This is a genomic window from Flavobacterium sp. (genome assembly GCF_040383245.1).
Classification (GTDB): domain Bacteria; phylum Bacteroidota; class Bacteroidia; order Flavobacteriales; family Flavobacteriaceae; genus Flavobacterium.
Genome location: NZ_JBEIDX010000003.1, coordinates 60,732 through 78,638, shown reverse-complemented (window position 1 = coordinate 78,638; position 17,907 = coordinate 60,732). Strand labels below are relative to the sequence as shown.

The window sequence follows — 17,907 nt, the reverse complement described above, 5'->3', positions numbered from 1 at the left end:
GCGATTGTAAATATAACACTACATCCAATACAAAAACAAATAAAACTTAATTAGATGAAAGCATTTTTTGAAGCAATACAATCTCTTTTTGTAGATTTTTTATTCAAACCTTTAGATTGGTTACGCGCATTAGAATTAGACAATTGGTGGTTAGCAAATATTGTTAGCTGGACTTTAATGGCGGTTTGCATGAAATATATTATCTACTGGTGCAAACAATTAACCATTCACCAAAAAAACAACGAAGAAAACCAAGATACTACGGCGCACTCTTTCTTAAAGTAAGTCGAATCCAATATCTTTTCTACAATACATCTTATCAAAATGTAGTTTTTCTATGTTTTGATAAGATTTTTTTATGGCCTCTTGGAAATTATCTCCAAATGAAGTTATTGCTATCACTCTACCGCCGTTAGTAACAACTTTGTTGTTTTCTAATTTAGTTCCGGCGTGAAATACAATCGAATCTTGGATTTTTTCTAATCCTGTAATTTCAAATCCTTTATCATAATCTTCAGGATATCCTCCAGATACAACCATAATTGTAGTGGCACTTCTTTCATCGATTTCTAATGAAACTTGATCTAAGGTTTGATTTGCCACTGCTTGAAATAACTCAACTAAATCGGATTTCAATCTCGGAATTACTACTTCAGTCTCGGGATCTCCCATTCGAACATTATATTCAATTACAATTGGTTCACCTTTTACATTGATTAATCCAATAAAAACAAAGCCTTTGTATTCAATATTATCTTTTTGTAATCCTGCAATAGTAGGTTTTACAATTCGGGTTTCAATTTTTTCTAACAAGACAGCATCTGCAAAGGGCACTGGAGAAACAGCTCCCATTCCACCCGTATTTAATCCGGTGTCGCCTTCGCCTATTCTTTTATAATCTTTTGCAGTAGGTAGAATTTTATAGTTTTTACCATCTGTTAACACAAAACAACTCAATTCAATTCCGTCAAGAAATTCTTCAATCACAACTTTAGAACTTGCACTACCAAATTTTTGATGCAGCAACATGTTGCGCAATTCGGTTTTGGCCTCTTCTAAATCTTGAATTATTAAAACGCCTTTTCCTGCAGCTAATCCATCTGCTTTTAACACAAATGGCGGTTGCAGTGTTTCTAAAAAGTCACATCCTTTTTCTACAGTTTCTTTGGTAAAACTTGCGTAAGCTGCTGTTGGAATATTATTTTTTACAAGGAATTCTTTAGCAAATTCTTTACTCCCTTCTAATTGCGCTCCTACTTTAGAAGGTCCAATAACAGGAATGTGATTTAGTGCAGCATCTGATTTGAAAAAATCATAAATTCCTAATACTAATGGATCTTCTGGGCCGACTACAACCAAATCAATTTTTTCTTGAATAGCGAATGTTTTTATGGCTTCAAAATCTGTAATGTTTAATGCTACATTTTTAGCAATAGAAGCTGTTCCGGCATTTCCTGGGGCTACAAAAAGTTTGGAGCATTTAGGACTTTGTAACATTTTCCATGCTAAAGCGTGTTCTCTTCCGCCAGAACCAAGTAGTAAAATTGTCATTGTGTTGTGCTATGAGTTGTGGTGCAAAAATAGTTTGTTTTAAATAGAATTTTAAATTTTTCTTATGATTGTTTATTTTTTTATATATTTTTGTGCTAAATCATTAAATTTTAATATATGAAAAAATCATTACTTACTTTATCTTTATTAATTTCAGCTATAACTTTTGCTCAAAGTTGGACTTCTCAAGCTACAGGATTTAACAATCCTTCTAGAGGAATAGACGAAATTCATATTGTTGATGCTAACACTATTTGGGCAAAAGCTTTTGATGGTGTTGATACAACAGTTAACATTCAAGAATTTACAAAAACTACTGACGGTGGTGCTACTTGGACACCTGGAGTAATTGATATAGGAAATAATATGTTAGAAATTAACAGTATTTGCCCAGTAAGTGCAACGACGGCATGGCTTAGTGCATTAATACCTGCGGATGGTAATGGAGTAATATATAAAACAACTGATGGAGGAGCTACCTGGAATCAACAAAATGATTCAGCATTTCAAACAACTGGTTCATCATTTATTAATGGAGTTCATTTTTTTAATTCAAATAATGGTGTGGCTTATGGAGACCCAGTTGGTGGTGAGTATGAAATATATTTAACTTCTGACGGTGGTGAAACATGGACTCCAGTTTCGCCAGCTAACATCCCAAATCCAGCTTCCGGAGAATACGGTTACAATGGCACCCCTATTGCTGCCGGTACCTCTTTTTGGTTTACAACTAATAAAGGTAAATTATATAGGACTACAGACATGGGAGTAACGTGGGTTAAATATAACACCCCAATTACTGATTTTGGCTCTGCTGCTATTAATGGAAAGGTAATTTTTAGTGATAATAATAATGGACTTCTTTTATCTACAACCAATGGTTCTGCAACAAGTCCTACTTATAGAATATACAGAACTACAGATGGTGGTGCAACATGGTCTGCTGCCGTCACTTACACTGGATATAGATTAATGACTTACATACCAGGAACAACAACTATTGTTGCAACCGGTGCGGGAACAACATCTGGAGGAACTGGATCTGCAATTAGTACTGACAATGGTGTAACCTGGACTACTATAGATACTGGAATGCAGCGTCTAACACCGGCTTTTTTAAACGCCAGTACAGGATGGTGTGGTGGATTTAATGCTGATCCATTTACAGATGGAATTTTTAAATTTGAACCATTATTGAGTAATCAAGATTTTATCACTAATAATACTTCGTTTAAAGTTTTGCCTAACCCAGCTAATAATGTAGTTTCTATTTTCTCAGATATAGATAATTCGTTTTCATTAAAAGTAGTAGATCTAACCGGTAAAACAATTCTTGATAAAGAATTAAATGGTATAGAAAACACAATGGATGTGACTGCCTTGAGTTCAGGAATTTATTTCTTTAAATTTGCTTCAGAAACAAAATCGGAAACCGTAAAAATTATTAAAAATTAATTTTGTAAAAAGGGCTAACGATGTTAGTCCTTTTTTTTGCAATTTATTGCTATAATTTTTCTTTGAAAATTATTATAATTTAGTCTATTTAACACTATAATTAATAATTGAATGGTAACTAAAACTATATTTACAAAAATTGATTTAATATGACTTTAGTTCTGTAAGTAGTCTGTTTTTCTTAAATTATATTATTAATAGGCCTTTTCTTCGCCTTTAATTGTATTGAATACAGTTAATATTACTATTTTAATATCAAGAAATAATGTCCAATTTTCTAAATAATAAATATCATATTTAACCCTATTTATGATGTCTTTTTCTGTTTCAACTTCACCTCTATAACCATTCGTTTGGGCCAATCCAGTAATTCCTGGTTTTATAAAGTGGCGCACCATAAATTTATCTATTTTTTTAGCATACATTTCTGTATGGCTTACCATATGTGGTCTGGGTCCTACAACCGACATGTCTCCTAAAAAAACATTGAAAAACTGAGGCAATTCATCAATACTTGTTTTTCTTATGAATTTTCCAATTTTTGTAATCCTAGGATCGTTTTTTGAAACCTGTTCTAAATCAGCTATATCATTTATTGTCATCGATCTGAATTTAAAACAATCGAATTCATGATAATTCAAACCATTTCTCTTTTGTTTAAAAAATACTGGCCCTTTGGATTCTGATTTAATAAAAATGGCTAAAATTGGAATTAACCAAGAAAGAATTCCAATAATAATTAATATAGAAAAAAGAATGTCGAAGATTCTTTTAATAATTTTATTTGCAGTTTCCTCTAAAGGAATGTTCCTCAGGGAAAAAATAGGAATATAACCGTAGTAATCTAACTTAAGATTTCTCGCTGTAATTTCTTTTTCGTCTGGTAAAAATTTTAATGTCTTTAAATTGTTATCAGCAAAATCAATGAAATTATTTACATCGGTAATAGATAAATCTGCCAATGCGCAATAAACCTCATCTATTTTATTTTCAACAACAAACTGGAAACACTCCTGAATTTTTTCTTTTTTATTAGATTGTAAATCAAATAATTTTACATGCTTGTATCCATAATTTGGATTTTCATTAAAAAATTCAACGAGGTGAGCAGTATGTTTTTCTTCTCCAACTATTACAACTCTTCTAAAATTCCCTCCATATACTACCCTAAATTTTCTTAGAAAATAATAAATAAATAATTTTTCAAAGGCTATTAATCCCGTTGCAATAGAAACAAATTTAATGATCAAAGAAGGGTCTGAAAACTTAAGAAAGTAACCAATATATGCAAAATTAACTACAATAAATGTGGCATATTGTTTTCCTATTTTTTCAAGAATTTCTGAAGACTTTGTAAAACGATAAACTTCATAAAAACCTACATTCCAAGAGATTACTATCCAAGAAAATGAAATAAAGAAATGGTAATAGATTCCGTTAAAAATATCTATTAAAAGACTATTTGCTAAGAAATTAATTATCATTAAATCCAGCAAATAAGAAAATGGTCTAATATATATGGAAAACCTTCCGGTATGTCTTTGCACTTAAAAAATGTATTTTGAAAAATCTTTATGCTCCTCTTTTAATAATTCTTCAGTAGATAACGATTTGAAATATTCGTAGGTAATTTTCATTCCTTCTTGTCTAGAAACTTTGGCTTCCCAGCCTAATATTTCTTTGGCTTTGGTAATATCTGGTTGACGCTGTAGCGGATCATTTATTGGAAGTGGATGATAGACTACCTTTTGATTGGTTCCTGTAAGTTTAATTATTTCTTCTGCAAAATCTTTTATTGTTATTTCATCTGGATTTCCAATGTTAACTGGTAATACATAATCTGAATGAAGTAATCTAAAAATTCCTTCCACTTGATCATCTACATAACAAAAAGAGCGGGTTTGCATTCCGTCGCCAAAAATTGTTAGGTCTTCACCTCGCAACGCTTGTCCAATAAAAGCCGGAATTACACGGCCATCATTAAGTCGCATTCGTGGGCCATAAGTATTAAAAATCCTTACAATTCTTGTTTCTACTCCATGAAAAGTATTATAAGCCATAGTTATAGATTCTTGAAATCGTTTGGCCTCATCATAAACGCCTCTTGGGCCTATGGTATTTACATTGCCGTAATATTCTTCTGTTTGTGGATGAATTAATGGATCTCCATAAACTTCGGAAGTGGAAGCAATAAGTATTCTTGCTTTTTTAACTCGGGCTAAACCTAATAAATTGTGTGTTCCTAGTGATCCAACTTTAAGGGTTTGAATCGGAATTTTTAAATAATCAATTGGGCTGGCTGGTGAAGCAAAATGTAGAATATAATCTAATTTACCAGGTACATGAACAAACTTTGTGATATCATGGTGATAAAATTCAAAGTTTTCTAGTTTGAATAAATGGGCAATATTTTTTAAATCTCCGGTTATAAGATTATCCATTCCGATAACAAAATAACCTTCTTTAATAAAACGATCACAAAGATGAGAGCCAAGAAATCCTGCTGCGCCCGTAATTAATATTCTTTTCATGTTTAATTGATTTTATCTCTTTGTAAATTCGAATAATTTGAATTAAACAAACAATATAGAATAATAAAAAACACAATTCCTCTTTGTCTGCAAAAAAATGATTCAGACAAAAATAACATTATCATTGTGATTGCAAAAGCAATATGAAGAAAATCTTTTTGTTTAATTGCGTTTAATAAATTAACCAAAAGCATTATAATCAATATTAATAGCCCGAAAATTCCTAACTCTGCAAGGGTTTGTATGTATTGATTGTGAAAATTATATTCGCCATACTCCAAATTCAAATTGTGCTCTTTAGCTTTTTCTCTAATTTTATCTTGCGAGGCTTCTAAACCTAATCCTGATATAAAAGTTGGGTTTTCTTGTTGTATTTCTTTATATATCCTTAATTGATATACTCTTAATGCAGCGCCAGGGAAAAAATCAGTTTGTTGAAATTTTTGATTTTCCCATGCCTCTTGTACGCTAATATTATGAATGGAGCTTGGAAGTGCAGAATTAATCATAGAAGGAATATTATCTACAAATGCGGTTTCAAATTCAAGATAAAAACGCTCTTTTACTTCTTTAACAAAGAATATTGATAATACTAAAAACAAAGAAACAGCCGAAATTGTGAGTGCCTTTGTGCCTTTGGAAATTTCTGCATTAAAAGCATAAAACCAAATAATAATAACAAAATCAATAGTAATAATACTTTTTGAAGAAAGTAAAAAAACAAATGTGGACAATACTACTAATGCTATTTTTTCAATTGAATTTCTAATTTTCAACTGAACAAAATAAAATAATGCAAACGAAGCAAAAACCGACATATAAATAGATCCTGGGTCTTCTGGTACAAGATATTTATAAAAGAAAAGCTCTCTATTGTGTGTATGATAATAATTAATTGATGCCAATATTAAATACGTTGCGGCATAAACTAACATACCAAAACTATACATTCTAATAATCCAGTTTTGAATATCTTTTGAAATTTTAGGAATAACTATAAAAACTGCTGTGATGACTAAAAACGATAAAGATTTTTGAACGCCCGATAATGTGGAATCAAAATTATTAGTCCATATTAAAGATAAAGACAAGATGATAAAGTACAAAATAGGAAAAAATAATGTCTTTTCGTTATTTATAATTTGTTTATTATTTAATACAATTCCAAATACTACAAACCCAATTGTGGCAATACTTACAAAAATATTGTTAAGTGGTAAAGCGACTAAAATTAGGGTAATAAGAGCCCCAAAAGAGTTTTGGGAATTAAGGATGATGTTTTTGGGAAAACTTGAAATTATTCTATTAAAGATGCCCATTTACAATGTTTTAAATATTTACAAAAATATACTTATTGTTGTAAATAACATCAAAATTTATAAAATGTTTTGGATTCAATTTATGTAAATATACTTAACCGAAAAACCATAAAATAATATTTGTTTCAATTGGCTGGGCTAACAATTAATTAAAAAAATCTATATTTGTGACTTGAAATTTGAAAAAAAATGAAAACAGCTTTAATAACTGGAATTAACGGACAAGACGGTTCGTATCTAGCAGAATTATTATTAGAAAAAGGTTATTTTGTTCACGGAATAATAAGAAGAAGCTCTACTTTTAATACCGAGCGTATAGAGCATTTATATATTGAATCTTTAATTAAAGACCTTCATTTAAAGCAACGTATTAAACTTCATTATGGTGATATGACCGATTCAACTAATTTGATTCGGTTAATTCAACAAATAAAACCAGATGAAATTTATAATCTTGCTGCTCAATCTCATGTGAAAGTATCGTTTGAATTGCCAGAATATACAGCTGAAACAGATGGAATTGGAACTTTAAGACTATTGGAAGCAATAAGAATATGTGGATTAGAACAAAAAACCAAAATATATCAAGCCTCAACCTCTGAGCTTTATGGGAAAGTTCAAGAAATCCCACAAACTGAAACAACTCCTTTTTATCCAAGAAGCCCTTATGGTGTAGCTAAAATTTATGCTTTTTGGATTACAAAAAACTACAGAGAATCTTATAATATTTTTGCGGTAAATGGAATTCTATTTAATCATGAATCTGAAAGAAGAGGAGAAACCTTTGTTACAAGAAAAATTACCTTAGCTGTAGCAAGAATTAAACAAGGTTTACAAGAAAAATTATATCTAGGAAACCTAAACTCATTAAGAGATTGGGGTTATGCAAAAGATTATGTAGAATGTATGTGGCTAATGCTACAACAAGAAAATCCTGAAGATTATGTAATTGCTACAGGGGAACAACATTCTGTTAGAGAATTTTGTGAATTAGCTTTTAAAGAGGCTGGAATTAAAATCGTTTGGCAAGGTGAAAATGAAAATGAAAGAGGTGTTTGTAAAGAAACAGGCGCTGTTTTAATTGAAGTTGATCCTAATTATTACAGACCTTCTGAAGTGGAAACTTTACTTGGAGATCCAACAAAAGCAAAAACTCAGTTAGGTTGGAATCCTACTAGAACTTCATTTGAAGAACTTGTAAAAATCATGGTTTCACATGATATGGAATATGTAAAAAGAAGATAAGTTGGAAAAAGCATCTAAAATATTTGTTGCCGGTCATAATGGATTGGTTGGAAGTGCGCTAGTTAAAAACCTTATTCAAAAAGGGTATACAAATATTGTCACTAGAACGCGACAAGAACTTGATCTTACAAATACTTCAGATGTAACCACATTTTTTGCTGCAGAAAAACCAGATTATGTTTTTTTAGCAGCGGCAAAAGTTGGAGGAATAATTGCAAATAATACCTATCGTGCCGATTTTATTTATGAAAATCTAATGATTCAGAATAATATAATTCATCAGAGTTATATTAATGGAGTGAAAAAACTTTTGTTTTTAGGAAGTACCTGCATTTATCCAAAAAATTGTCCTCAACCCATGAAAGAGGAATATCTATTAACTGACGAATTGGAATATACCAACGAGCCTTATGCCATTGCAAAAATTGCTGGGATAAAGATGTGTGAAAGTTATAATATTCAATACAAAACCAATTTTATTTCGGTAATGCCCACTAATTTATATGGGCCAAATGATAATTTTGATTTAGAAAAATCGCATGTATTACCTGCCTTATTGAGAAAAGTTCATTTAGCCAAATTACTTTCAGAAAATAATATTGAAGCGCTTTTGTTAGACTTAAAAGTAAATACATTAGACGAAGCAAACTTGCTATTGAATCAATACAAAATAGCTAAAGACAAAGTTGAAATATGGGGAAGTGGCGCGCCCATGAGAGAGTTTTTATGGTCGGAAGATATGGCCGATGCTTGTGTTTTTATAATGGAAAATCGAGATTTTAAAGATTGCTACTCAAACCCTGATACAATAAAAAACACCCACATTAACATAGGGACTGGAATAGATATTTCTATTAAAGATTTAGCTTATCTAATAAAAGAAATTGTTGGTTACGACGGTGATTTTGTTTTTAATACAGAAAAACCTGACGGAACGTTAAAAAAACTTACCGATTGCGGTAAGCTTAATAATTTGGGCTGGAAACATAAAATAGACCTAGCTGAGGGTATTAAAAAAATGTATCTGTGGTACTTGGACAAATAATTAAAAAATTATTAATTTAAATTTTCATTTTCAAAATTAGTTAATATTGTCTCCAGTGAAAAATTATCTATAATAAATTTTCTTGCATTATTTCCAATTTCTATAGATTTCTCGGGAGATTTAATTAAATAATCTATTTTTTTTATTATTTGGCTAAGTTTATTTTCTGAATAAAAATAAAATCCACCATTAGAAATTTCGAAATTATATTTAACCTCAGACTCTTCATGGCCTGTTACAAATGATGGTCTACCGCTAGCCATCATCCCTAATATTTTTGATGGCATTACAGAGTCAATAACAGCAGTTTTTTGAAAAAGAATATGTAAATCAGCATTGCACAAGAAATCGTTTAATTCTGAATAACGGACTGGCGGTAAATAAGTACAATTCGATAAATTTTTAATTTTTTTAACTACTTCCTCTCTTTTGGCTCCTTCGCCAATTAGATAAACATGGACTTTATTATTTTCTTTACAAGCTTTTACAAAATCTATAAAAAAATCCCAGTCTTGCTTTGCTCCTATATTTCCGGAATATAAAATATTAAATTTATTTATGTCAAAGTTTTTATTTGGTATTGCTGTTTCGGGATTAATTTTTGAATAATCTATCCAATTTGGAAAATAACTAGTTGATGAGTTTGTTTTTGTCTTCAGTTTTTTCAACATTCCATAACTTATTGTGCTAACAGAATCAGCTCTATTTAATAAAAGTCTTTCTAGTTTAAGAATAAATTTGGCTAATAATCCTTTCTTTTTTGATATTCCTGTTTCAAAAGCTGCATCAAATTCGAAATCTTGTACATGAACCAATAGTTTTCCGCCTTTAAATAATTTAACCAGTATTCCTAAAAAAATTGAAATTGTAAAGGGCATAACTACAATTACAACATCATTTTTTTTAATTTTAAAAACATTTACTATTGAGCCTAATAAAAAATGGCACATCTGAAAAATCCTTTTTAAAAAAGTAGGGTTTTTAGGTGTATATTGTTTAAAGCGAAAAACCTCAACGTTGTTGATAGTTTCTCTGTAAAATTTTGGTTTATCTTTATACTCGAAATAAATTTCCCATTGCGGGTAATATGGCATTGCAGTAATAACTTTTACATTGTGAGTTTTTGCCAAAAACTCTGCCATTCCTGAAGAATATAATCCAATTCCGCTGTCTTCAGGATAATAGTTATTACTTATTATTGTAATGTTCATAAATCAATTTCTTTAACTATTCTTTTTCGCTGGATTTCCTTTGTAAATACCTTTTTCTAATATGTCTTTAAAAACAATTGATCTCGCCCCAATAACTACTTCGTGTGTGATTGTTACGCCTGGGGCAATAAAAACATCCGTAGCTATCCAGCAAGAATTGCCAATAACAATTGGTTTTTGAAAAATATTAAAACTGATTGAACTATAATCATGAGAGCCTGTACATAGGTAACTTTTTTGAGACACTATGGAATTGGAGCCAATTTTAATATCACCTAAATTATACAAAACAACATCATCGCCAATCCAAGAATAATCGCCAATTTCTAATTTCCAAGGATAGGTTATTTGACTAGATGGTCTTAGAATTACTTTTTTTCCAATTTTTGCACCAAACAACCTTAATAAAAATCTTCTCCACCCATACATTATTTGTGGAGAAGGTTTGTATAAAAGAAAATATGTTGTTCTCCAAAGTTGAACAATTAGTCCGTTTTTACCTCTAAAGTTTTCCGGAAGATTAAATTGATCTAGTTGATACATTGTAGTAAAATTTTATTTGCATTATCAATAAATTTTTCTGTAGAAAACAAGTCTTTAGCATAACCATAATTATAAAGACCCTTTATTTTTATTTCAGCCACATTATTTGATAGATATTCAATTGTTGAAATCAAATCTTTTAGATCATTCTTCTCACAAAAAAAAGCATTGTCGCTAGTGCAAATATCTTCAATTCCCGCGTGTTTAGTTGTAATAATTAAATTTCCAGTTGCCATTGCTTCAATAATACTAATAGGTTGACCTTCCATTCTGTAAAAAGTTGGTAGACAAAAAACATTACCCCAAAGTAAAAAGTCTTTTTTTGCTTTTCCATTAACTACTCCAACATATTCAATCCCATATTTACCAAAATAATTACTTAAATCATTGTTTGAAACTGTATTTCCGGCAACCTTAATTTTAATTTTTATACCATTTTCATGTAATTTTTTTATCGCTTCTAATAATACATTTATTCCTTTTTCTTCTATTAAATTACTCAAAAATATAATTCTAATTTCACTATAATCTTTTGAATTTAACAATTCTTTTTCTGTCAATCTTAATTCTGATTCATAAAAATTTGGTAACTCAAATATTTTTGAAGATTTGATGAATTCGGAAAAATTGTCTCTTAACCTTTTTGAAAGCACAATTCCGTAGTCCATTTTTGATACAAAAAAATAAAAAGCTTTCCTTTTTAGTCCATATAATTGATTATATTCATTCAATAAGTGGCCTCCATGCAAATGGAAGACAATCTTTTTTTTAAATAATTTTGAAAATATAATAAACGGTGCATACTTAATAACGCCAAAAAAAGATTGTCCAATTGTTATATAAATTATATTAGAAAATAGAACTTTATATAGGTATAAATAAGTTTTTAAAAAATAAAATTTATGAATTGTAATAGCTCCATGCACTGCTGGAATATTGCTGGAATATTCAGAATTTATAATATCAACTTCCCATTCCTTTGACATTTTTAATCCATCGGATATTACTTTATTTGCCAAACTTACCCCTGAAATTGGAGGTGGAAATGAGCCAATTATAAGAATTCTATTTTTTTTCATAAAAATACATTTACCTATAATTAAGAAGATAATTTGTTGAAAAATGGTTTTATTTCTTTGATTTCTTTACTAAATATTATTAAACTAATTATTAAGCTGAAAAATATTATTCCATTTTGTCTTTGCAGATAGCTTTCGGTAATAAATAAAATATAAAAATATATTAACGAAGCTACTCCAAAATAATTTTTATTGTAATTCAAATTAATGGTTAAATAAAAAATTGCAGTTAAAAAGATTAAAAATCCAACAAATCCAACAGTAAGAATAATTTGCAAATATTGATTATGAGCATTATAATTTTCTTTTATGAGGCTAAAATTTTTGTTCTCATAATATTGTTTATTTAATTCTTTTTGAACGCTACCAGCACCAAAGCCAATAAATTTAGATTCTAAAGTAAGCTTTAAACTATTTTCTATGATTAATTCTCTTATTGCAGTAGATGAGTTATTTTGTTTTTCAGAATCTGTTAATTCTAAAAATCTGTTTTTTAATTCTGGAATTGTAAAAATAAGTATAATCGATGTGAAAATAATAAATAATATTTTTAACACATTTTTTTTATTTAAAATAAAATAATAAATCAAAATTAAAAAAAAGGCAATAATTGATCCTTTTCTGGATAGCAAAATCAATCCTAACAAAATAATAATAAATGAAAAAGAAGAAATATAAATATTGCTTTTATTGTTATAAATGATTAATAAAAGCCCTATACAATAGTATGATGAAATATAAATAGGATGGTCGTTAAATCCATAAAATTCATTAGTAATATAAGAATATCCATAATTTAGACTGTTGTTTCCAAACAAGCAATCCAACTTATATAAATAAAACAAAATGAAAATTGAATAGATAACAAGGCAAAATATAAATGCTGTTTTAAATTTAGAGAAAAATAATTCTGTATTATTTGTGCCAATTAATGAAAATGAAAATGGCAAAATAATTAATGGTAACATTCTAACTATTAATAATACTCCTTGATTCAAGTCACTTGTATAAAACAACGAAAGTAAATACATAAAGAATAATACTAAAAGCGGAAGGGCCTTTTTAATTACCGCAGTAAAATTACTTTTTCTATATAAAATAATACTAGTTAAAAACAAAATTAAGACTAAATATGGCTTTACTCTATTTGGAACAAAAACAAACACACCAAAGAGGTACCCTAATTTATTTAAAATAAAATTAAACAAGTTTTTAACTTTTTCCATTAATTTTTATTTTAGAAAGAAATAAAATAAATGCGGAATAATATATATATCTAATAGACGATCTCAAATTATATTCAAAAGAAAATAAAATAAATAAACATAGTAGAATAATTATTATTGCTGGTGCAAAATATCTTTTTGCAATGATAGCTGTTTTTATATAAAAATCACAGAATGAAAAATAATAGCCTAAAAAAATATAATAAAAAAAGCTAAAAACTGGAAATTTAGCCATTTCTCCAATTGCTGTAAAAGGAGCATAAATGTTTATTCGTAATTTTTGCGAAAACAAATACCAATTTGTTAAACTTCCGGGTAATGGATTGATACAGGTTAATAAATTACTAATGTTTTCCTGATAAAGTTTTATAGTTTCCGAGGTTGCAACAAATCCAAAAATAAAAGTGTAGTATATATTAAACAAGGTGTTGTGAAAAATAACATCTGGCTTACTCAATATAATATTTAAATATGGAACTAGTCCATGGGTATTTGACTCTAATCTTAATGCTATATTATAACCAAAAAAGAAAATAATTATTGGAATCCAAACAAAAAAATATTTAATTTTTGTCCTTTTGTCTTTTATCATAAATGAATAGGAAAATATGAATGTTATTAAATTAACTGTTGCCATTCTACTTCCTAATCCTATACCTATCAAAAGAACAATAGTAATTGTAAAAAATGAAATAATTTTGTTCTTATTAAATGAAATTGCCGCTAATATTGACAAAACGATTAACAATACAGTGTAAATAGATTTTAAAACAGAGCTTTTATGAGGAATGTAATTTATTCTATAAAAAAAATCTGATTTATAATCAATCGCAACTAAAATTATGCATGTATATAATAAAAAAATCATTGCATTTTTTAAAAATACATAATTAAAGGGTGCTTTTTTAATGTTAATTATTTCTATTTTTTGGGAACTTAGCCTTAAATATTTTAATTTCCTAATACTAAATATAAAAACACCTATTAAGAAAAGTGTCATCATTCTAAAAAAAACATTTAATTGTGCAGGGAAATTCTTATTGTTAAATGTATCCAAATTGTACATATCAAATTTTTGATCTTTAGGATAGTATCTATATAAAATATTTAATATTATCACTGCTGAAAAAAACAAAATATACATATCAACAGGTGAAATAATAGAAACAATTCTTTTATAATAAAAGAATTTTAATATTACTAAACTTATTAATATATAAATAAATGAGTAAAAATATTCTATTTCCATTTTTTTCCTAAATCAACTTATATTTTAAACAATAATAAAGTCGTATTAAAAGTAAAATTAAATCTGCTAATACTCTAACTATTATAATATTTATTAAATTTAAATTATTTGTTGCTTTTAAAATAATAATAAATAAAACAAATAAAAATGCGGTAATAATTAAAGACCTGTTATATTCTTTAAAATATCCATTAGCCACCATAATACAATTTCCTAAAATAATTGTGGAGCTTACAATTGGGATTAATGGCAATACAATTGGTAAAATAAAATTATATTTAATCATAGTATTTCCTCCGAAAATTGAAATTATTTTTTCAGAAAAAATGTACGTTGATATAGCCATTAAAAGACTAAAAAAAAATGAATATATTAATATTTTTTTAATGTAAGATTTATTAATTCCTCTAACAAACTTTGGATAAATTGCTTGTTGCAAAACTTCAAATGGAATAATAAAAACAAATACAATTTTTATAGCTATATCAAACCCTGCAACATTCCCTTTTGAATAGAAATACCCTATTATAAACAATGTGCCCATATTAAATATAAAGGTTGAAACTTTGCCAATAAAAAATAGATATCCCTCTTTCAAATATTTAATTAATGTTAATTTTGAAATTTTAATAAATTCAAATTGAATTTCTTTCTTCATTTTCAAAAACCCTAATAATCCCCACACGGCATTTGTAAAAACTAAAAAAACTATATATAAATTAATATCATTACTTTTTTTAATAAAAAATATGGTCAGTAATATCAATAACAATTTTGTTGTAAAAGTTAAAATTGTTACGGATTTCATTTTTTCAATTCCTTGAAAAAACCATATTGGCATTAGTACTTCTCCTAAGCCTAAAATAAGCATTAATGATATAAGATTTAAATAATTATTTATTTGAAGATTAAAAGATAATGGTATCAACAATATGAAACATAGCAGAAATAATAGACTTTTAATATAATAAATGGAAGTAATTACTTCATTAAGTCTTTTAGGGTTGTTTTTGTTCTCAACTATATATTTAGCGGCATATAAATCAAATCCAAAATTTATTAGCATAATAAAATATTGAACGATGGAATCAACCCAAGTCAATGTACCATATCCGTTTTCACCTAAAACACGAATTAAATAACCAACTAAAATATATTTTGATCCAATATTTAAAATTTTTATTATTCCAATATTTAAAAAATTTAAAAAAGGATTAATTTTTAAATCCATAGCGTTTTTCAAATTAATTTTTCTGTAAAGTTTAACATAAACTATATTTGCAATTAGTTATTTTATTCTTTTTCATTTCCATTAAAAAGTCCTCCATCATACTCTTTACCTAACATTGTTCTCCAATCCCATAAGACTTGATTTATTCTAACTATTTTTTTGCATTTTGGATGAGTTTTACTAAAATTATTAATTGAATTAGCGTCTATTGGAATTTTTATTTTATTATTTTGGATCAACATTTCTATACCATTTCTGTCAATAACAATTCTATTGTTATATAACTCGAAAATCTCTTCATAAGTTAAATATTCTTTTTTGGGCAACTCTATTTCAAATAAATCTTCATTTCCAGTAAATAACTTTCCATTATATTTTTTACCGGGCATAGTTTTAACATCCCAAAGTAGCCTGTCTATATTTATTTCTTTTTTATACTTCGGATGTTTCTTTTTATAATTATCAAATGAATATTCGTCTTCTGGAAATCCAAACTTAAAATTTCTTACAAGAAGTCTTGTGCCATTTTTATCTACTACTATATAATTATTATATTTTTTAAAAAATTCTTCATAAAAATTATCACCACTTATATGGTCTTCCAATTTGTTTTTTTCTGCAGCTTGACCAAGTTGTTCTAATTCAAATTTTTTATTGCTTTCTAAAACAATTTTCTTGTGGAATTCTTCTTCGTCTGGAGGATATATTTCTTCTTTATTTTTTATTCGTTCGTCACCGCGCCATACAAAACCTTTCAGTCTACGGGCATTTTCAAGCAGCTCTTTTTCAGGATAGATGTCGCCATCAACAGAATCAAAAAAAGTAATTGTATCCACTTTACTTTTATCATCCATAGTCATATTAATGCGGCTACTTACATTTTTATTAATCCCAATTAATTCATTTTTATCATTTCGCATAAAATAAACTACCTCGGTATTTTTCACCACATCGGCTTCGTAGAGTTTGTTTTCTTTAAATTTTCCGTAAAGATTTAGCCCTTTAATTTGGTTGAAGCCGGTCCCTAATGTATCTTTTGAAATAATAAAAGTGTTTTTTAAAATTTTTAAAGAATCCAGTTTTTCTGTTTGATTGTTTCCAACTAAATGCATAATATCTCCAGTCATTTGACTTTCAAAATTCCAAAGGATTGGTTTTCCAATAAGTTTTGTAAGTGCGACTTTTTGGTCGGAATGAATTGAATCACATTTTCCGCTAAGGTCCGTTTTAAAAAAGCGAACATTATTAAATCCTGTGACTTTTCTTTCACCTGTTTTGCCTGTAACGATTATTTTTTTAGCATGAATAAACATGGAATCTTTTTCTATTAAATACCTAATAGAAGCGTGTTTGGTAATGTATAAGGAATCTTTGTTTTTATAAACCTCACCATAATGGCCTTTAATTATGGCTTTATTTATCGAGTCGGTGATTTTTACATTGTTAGTTCCAGAGGCAAATTCTCTCTTGCGGTCATAGTATAAACTATCCCCTTCAATTAGTCGTTCCTTATATTTTATGTAGGATTTCCTTTTAAAATTTCCAATGTTTTTCTTGCTATTATAATACCCGTTTTCGGTATAAATAAAATTGTCTTTCCCGGTTATGGTTGAAGGGCCTTTTAAATAAGAATCGCCTTGTGAAGTAAAATAATCAAGGTGGTTGGACTTAATGGTATATTCTGGATTAGTAAGCACAACCGAAGTTAAAAACTGGTATTTTTTTTCTTTAATATAATACCTTCCCGACTTGCTTTTTAAAGTGTTCTTTTTATTTATAATTGTGGCGTTGGAATTGAAATAGGCCTCCTGAATATTTCTGTCTAAATAAATAGTATCCGTTGTCATTGTAGATTCTGGAGAGGTCATTAATACATTTCCAGATGCAAATGCCTTTTTTACGTTCCCGTTATATTCGGCATATTTACTGTTTAAATATAAGGTGTCTCCTTGAACCATTTGCACCTCACCAAATGCCTTGATGTAGTTTTCATTTTGAAAAAAGTAAGCCTTATTACAGGTCAGTACTACTCCGTCATGTCTTACTCTTACATTTCCGGTTAACAATAAAGCATCAGGAACTTCGTTTTGATTAATATCAGAAAAGTCAGAATTTTCCACAATAATTTTGCTTGTTTTTTGAGCAAAACAAATTGTGAAATTTATTAAAAGAAATAGAATTAAAATTAACTTTTTCTTCAAGAGTTTGGAGTTTATTTTCTT

At 28.2% G+C, this 17,907-nt stretch carries 15 protein-coding genes; 4 read left to right on the top strand and 11 right to left on the bottom strand.

Features of this window, described 5'->3' with window-relative positions; genetic code table 11:
- Window positions 1-54: 54 nt before the first annotated feature.
- Window positions 55-285 (top strand): DUF6341 family protein, encoded by a 231-nt coding sequence (locus ABWO08_RS02290; RefSeq protein ID WP_353083435.1) that lies wholly within the window; start codon window positions 55-57, stop codon window positions 283-285.
- Here ABWO08_RS02290 and purD read toward each other — a convergent pair.
- Window positions 277-1,551, bottom strand: a complete 1,275-nt coding sequence (purD, locus tag ABWO08_RS02285; RefSeq protein ID WP_353083434.1) for a phosphoribosylamine--glycine ligase — start codon at window positions 1,549-1,551, stop codon at window positions 277-279. The genes ABWO08_RS02290 and purD overlap by 9 nt on opposite strands.
- A 117-nt stretch (window positions 1,552-1,668) precedes the next feature.
- Between purD and ABWO08_RS02280 the strand changes: the two genes are divergently transcribed.
- The gene (locus ABWO08_RS02280; RefSeq protein ID WP_353083433.1) at window positions 1,669-3,006 is read left to right on the top strand and encodes a T9SS type A sorting domain-containing protein; all 1,338 of its coding nucleotides are present in this window, start codon (window positions 1,669-1,671) and stop codon (window positions 3,004-3,006) included.
- 194 nt (window positions 3,007-3,200) lie between these two features.
- Here ABWO08_RS02280 and ABWO08_RS02275 read toward each other — a convergent pair whose 3' ends face one another.
- From ABWO08_RS02275 to ABWO08_RS02265, 3 genes are read right to left on the bottom strand one after another with little or no spacing between them, the layout of a single operon-like run.
- A complete protein-coding gene (locus tag ABWO08_RS02275; RefSeq protein WP_353083432.1) occupies window positions 3,201-4,553 on the bottom strand; it encodes an undecaprenyl-phosphate glucose phosphotransferase in 1,353 nt (450 codons plus the stop codon).
- Window positions 4,554-5,537 (bottom strand): UDP-glucuronic acid decarboxylase family protein, encoded by a 984-nt coding sequence (locus tag ABWO08_RS02270; protein ID WP_353083431.1) that lies wholly within the window; start codon window positions 5,535-5,537, stop codon window positions 4,554-4,556.
- A gap of 2 nt (window positions 5,538-5,539) precedes the next feature.
- A complete protein-coding gene (locus tag ABWO08_RS02265; protein WP_353083430.1) occupies window positions 5,540-6,856 on the bottom strand; it encodes an O-antigen ligase family protein in 1,317 nt (438 codons plus the stop codon).
- A gap of 189 nt (window positions 6,857-7,045) precedes the next feature.
- Here ABWO08_RS02265 and gmd point away from each other — a divergent pair, with 189 nt between their 5' ends.
- Together gmd and ABWO08_RS02255 are read left to right on the top strand one after the other, a co-directional pair.
- Window positions 7,046-8,101 carry a GDP-mannose 4,6-dehydratase gene (gmd, locus tag ABWO08_RS02260; RefSeq protein WP_353083429.1) on the top strand — a complete coding sequence of 352 codons (1,056 nt, stop codon included), beginning with the start codon at window positions 7,046-7,048 and terminating at the stop codon, window positions 8,099-8,101.
- A 1-nt stretch (window position 8,102) separates the two neighbouring features.
- Window positions 8,103-9,146: a GDP-L-fucose synthase family protein gene (locus ABWO08_RS02255; protein WP_353083428.1), complete on the top strand. Its 1,044-nt coding sequence runs from the start codon at window positions 8,103-8,105 to the stop codon at window positions 9,144-9,146.
- Window positions 9,147-9,157: 11 nt separating this feature from the next.
- Here ABWO08_RS02255 and ABWO08_RS02250 read toward each other — a convergent pair whose 3' ends face one another.
- From ABWO08_RS02250 to ABWO08_RS02220, 7 genes are all read right to left on the bottom strand, one after another.
- Window positions 9,158-10,357 carry a WcaI family glycosyltransferase gene (locus ABWO08_RS02250; protein WP_353083427.1) on the bottom strand — a complete coding sequence of 400 codons (1,200 nt, stop codon included), beginning with the start codon at window positions 10,355-10,357 and terminating at the stop codon, window positions 9,158-9,160.
- 12 nt (window positions 10,358-10,369) lie between these two features.
- The gene (locus tag ABWO08_RS02245; protein WP_353083426.1) at window positions 10,370-10,900 is read right to left on the bottom strand and encodes a WcaF family extracellular polysaccharide biosynthesis acetyltransferase; all 531 of its coding nucleotides are present in this window, start codon (window positions 10,898-10,900) and stop codon (window positions 10,370-10,372) included.
- Window positions 10,888-11,979: a glycosyltransferase family 4 protein gene (locus tag ABWO08_RS02240; RefSeq protein ID WP_353083425.1), complete on the bottom strand. Its 1,092-nt coding sequence runs from the start codon at window positions 11,977-11,979 to the stop codon at window positions 10,888-10,890. Before ABWO08_RS02240 ends, ABWO08_RS02245 begins: the two co-directional genes overlap by 13 nt.
- A gap of 20 nt (window positions 11,980-11,999) precedes the next feature.
- Complete coding sequence (locus ABWO08_RS02235; RefSeq protein ID WP_353083530.1) at window positions 12,000-12,947, bottom strand: O-antigen ligase family protein; 948 nt, start codon at window positions 12,945-12,947, stop codon at window positions 12,000-12,002.
- Window positions 12,948-13,191: 244 nt separating this feature from the next.
- The gene (locus ABWO08_RS02230) at window positions 13,192-14,454 is read right to left on the bottom strand and encodes an O-antigen polymerase (RefSeq protein WP_353083424.1); all 1,263 of its coding nucleotides are present in this window, start codon (window positions 14,452-14,454) and stop codon (window positions 13,192-13,194) included.
- Window positions 14,455-14,461: 7 nt separating this feature from the next.
- Entirely contained in the window at window positions 14,462-15,685 is a 1,224-nt protein-coding gene (locus tag ABWO08_RS02225) for an oligosaccharide flippase family protein (RefSeq protein WP_353083423.1), read from the bottom strand.
- 62 nt (window positions 15,686-15,747) lie between these two features.
- Entirely contained in the window at window positions 15,748-17,886 is a 2,139-nt protein-coding gene (locus ABWO08_RS02220) for an OstA-like protein (protein ID WP_502902942.1), read from the bottom strand.
- Between the last annotated feature and the right edge of the window lie 21 nt (window positions 17,887-17,907).

Bases quoted from the DNA above. Each gene is read 5' to 3' on its own strand.
- ABWO08_RS02290 (WP_353083435.1), top strand. From the start codon at position 55: ATGAAAGCATTTTTTGAAGCAATACAATCTCTTTTTGTAGATTTTTTA.
- purD (WP_353083434.1), bottom strand. From the start codon at position 1,551: ATGACAATTTTACTACTTGGTTCTGGCGGAAGAGAACACGCTTTAGCA.
- ABWO08_RS02280 (WP_353083433.1), top strand. From the start codon at position 1,669: ATGAAAAAATCATTACTTACTTTATCTTTATTAATTTCAGCTATAACT.
- ABWO08_RS02270 (WP_353083431.1), bottom strand. From the start codon at position 5,537: ATGAAAAGAATATTAATTACGGGCGCAGCAGGATTTCTTGGCTCTCAT.
- ABWO08_RS02265 (WP_353083430.1), bottom strand. From the start codon at position 6,856: ATGGGCATCTTTAATAGAATAATTTCAAGTTTTCCCAAAAACATCATC.
- gmd (WP_353083429.1), top strand. From the start codon at position 7,046: ATGAAAACAGCTTTAATAACTGGAATTAACGGACAAGACGGTTCGTAT.
- ABWO08_RS02250 (WP_353083427.1), bottom strand. From the start codon at position 10,357: ATGAACATTACAATAATAAGTAATAACTATTATCCTGAAGACAGCGGA.
- ABWO08_RS02245 (WP_353083426.1), bottom strand. From the start codon at position 10,900: ATGTATCAACTAGATCAATTTAATCTTCCGGAAAACTTTAGAGGTAAA.
- ABWO08_RS02240 (WP_353083425.1), bottom strand. From the start codon at position 11,979: ATGAAAAAAAATAGAATTCTTATAATTGGCTCATTTCCACCTCCAATT.
- ABWO08_RS02235 (WP_353083530.1), bottom strand. From the start codon at position 12,947: ATGTTACCATTAATTATTTTGCCATTTTCATTTTCATTAATTGGCACA.
- ABWO08_RS02230 (WP_353083424.1), bottom strand. From the start codon at position 14,454: ATGGAAATAGAATATTTTTACTCATTTATTTATATATTAATAAGTTTA.
- ABWO08_RS02225 (WP_353083423.1), bottom strand. From the start codon at position 15,685: ATGGATTTAAAAATTAATCCTTTTTTAAATTTTTTAAATATTGGAATA.